Source organism: Phenylobacterium sp. (genome assembly GCF_031181185.1).
Taxonomy (GTDB): Bacteria; Pseudomonadota; Alphaproteobacteria; order Caulobacterales; family Caulobacteraceae; genus Phenylobacterium.
On record NZ_JAPSKZ010000050.1, the window covers coordinates 1 to 2408 of the forward strand.

A 2408-nucleotide genomic window follows, 5' to 3' on the forward strand; every position below is an offset into this window, starting at 1 on the left:
AGGCCCGCAGATGGACGGCGTCCTCCGACAGCGGCAGGCCGATCCAGTCGGCGAAGTCGACCGTGCTCAAGAGACAGATGTCGGCCACGCTGAAGGTCTCGCCGGCCAAGTAGGGGCGGTCGGCCAACTCCCGGTTCAGCCAGCGCTGGGCGCCGGCGTAGGTTTCCCGATTGGACTCGCCGAAATCCTTGAACTGGGTGAGCAGCTTGGCCGTGTAGGGGTGGGCGTGACGCCAGACGTTGGCCACGGGCGTCATGACCGTGAACTCGACGCGCCGGACCCACATGTCGACTTGGGCCTTCTCCAGGGCCGAGCGGCCGAACAGCGGCGGATCGGGCTGGATCTCCTCGAAGTAGCGGCAGATGGCGACCGTCTCCGAGATGCAGGTCCCGTCGTCCAGCTCCAGCGTCGGGATCTGGCCCAGGCTGTTGCGCGCCCGATGCTCGGGGCTCTTGTGCTCGCCCTCCATCAACCGGATCGGGGTCTCGGGCAGGTCGATACCCTTCTCCGCCAGGAATATCCGCACCCGCCGCGGGTTCGGCGCCGGCATCGGCGCGCCATAGAGCTTCATGATCGGACCCTCCCGCTTTCGCGGGAGGGTAGGCGGAGGGTCTTCGCCCCGACCAGCTTCTTCTTCCGCACGCCGGGGCGGTCTCGGTGGCGTTGCTGCAACTCGGCCAGGTAGCGGCCCGTCCAGCTGCGGGGGTTCGAGGCCACGTCCTCGGGGCTGCCCTGGGCCACGATCTCGCCGCCGCCGTCGCCGCCTTCGGGACCGAAGTCCACGATCCAGTCGGCGGTCTTCACGACGTCCAGGTTGTGCTCGATCACGACGACCGTGTTGCCCTGGTCGGCAAGCTCGTGCAGCACCTCCAGCAGCTTCTTCACGTCCTCGAAGTGCAGCCCCGTGGTCGGCTCGTCGAGGATGTAGAGCGTCTTGCCCGTCGCCCGCCGGGACAGCTCCTTCGACAGCTTCACCCGCTGCGCCTCGCCGCCGGAGAGCGTGGTCGCCTGCTGGCCGACCTTCACATAGCCGAGGCCAACGCGCTTCAGGGTCTCCATCTTCTCGCGGATCGGCGGCACGGCCTTGAAGAAGTCGGCGGCCTCCTCGACGGTCATGTCGAGCACGTCGGCGATGTTCTTGCCCTTGAACATCACCTCCAGCGTCTCGCGGTTGTACCGACGGCCATGACAGACGTCGCAGGTGACGTACACGTCCGGCAGGAAGTGCATCTCGATCTTGATCAGGCCGTCGCCCTGGCAGGCCTCGCAGCGGCCGCCCTTCACGTTGAACGAGAACCGCCCGGGGCCGTAGCCGCGCGCCTTCGATTCCGGCAGGCCGGCGAACCAGTCGCGGATCGGCTGGAAGGCGCCGGTATACGTGGCCGGGTTCGACCGCGGGGTGCGGCCGATCGGCGACTGGTCGATGTCGATGACCTTGTCGAAGTTCTCCAGCCCCTCGATCCGCTCGTGCGGGGCGGGCGCGTCCGAGGCGTTGTGCAGCCGGCGGGCGGCGGCCTTGTAGAGCGTCTCGATCGTGAAGGTGGACTTCCCGCCGCCGGACACGCCGGTGATGCAGGTGAACGTCCCCACCGGGATCTCGCCGGTGATGCCCTTCAGGTTGTTGCCGGCGGCGCCGACGACCCGCAGCATCCGCTTCTTGGAGAAGGGCCGCCGATCCTGCGGCACCGCAATCTCGCGGGCGCCCGACAGATACTGCCCCGTGATGCTCTTCGGGTTGGCCATGATCTCGTCAGGCTTGCCCTGGGCGATGATCTCGCCGCCGTGCACGCCCGCGGCCGGTCCCATGTCGATGACGTAGTCGGCGGTGAGGATCGCCTCCTCGTCGTGCTCCACCACCAGCACCGAGTTGCCGAGATCGCGCAGGCCCTTCAGCGACGTCAGCAGGCGGGTGTTGTCGCGCTGGTGCAGGCCGATGGACGGCTCGTCCAGCACGTACAGCACGCCGGTCAGGCCCGAGCCGATCTGGCTGGCCAGCCGGATCCGCTGGCTCTCGCCGCCCGAGAGCGTGCCCGAGCCGCGCGACAGGTTCAGGTAGTCGAGGCCGACGTTCACCAGGAACCGCAGCCGGTCGTTGATCTCCTTCAGGATCCGCCGGGCGATCTCCATCTGCTTGTCGGTCAGCTGGCCGTCGAGGGCCTCGAACCACTCGCGCGCGTGCTTGATCGAGAGCGTGGAGACCTCGCCGATGTGCTTGCCGTGGATCTTCACGGCCAGCGCCTCGGGCTTGAGACGGTAGCCCTGGCAGGCCTCGCACGGCGTTTCGGACTGGTAGCGGCCCAGCTCCTCACGCACCCACGAGCTGTCGGTCTCGCGCCAGCGGCGCGGGGGGGTGGGCGGCCCCCCCACGAAGGGGGTGTTTTACTCGTACATAAGCCCGGTGTGGTGGT

The 2408-nt window shown here is 68.2% G+C and carries 1 protein-coding gene and 1 pseudogene; both read right to left on the reverse strand.

Annotated features, from left to right (window positions below):
- The coding region (locus RIF93_RS08335; RefSeq protein WP_309090279.1) for a glutathione S-transferase family protein at positions 1-571 on the reverse strand (571 nt) is incomplete at its 3' end.
- Positions 568-2343, reverse strand: a pseudogene (gene uvrA, locus RIF93_RS08340) (excinuclease ABC subunit UvrA); the annotation flags it as partial. The pseudogene uvrA and the gene RIF93_RS08335, both read right to left, overlap by 4 nt.
- Between the last annotated feature and the right edge of the window lie 65 nt (positions 2344-2408).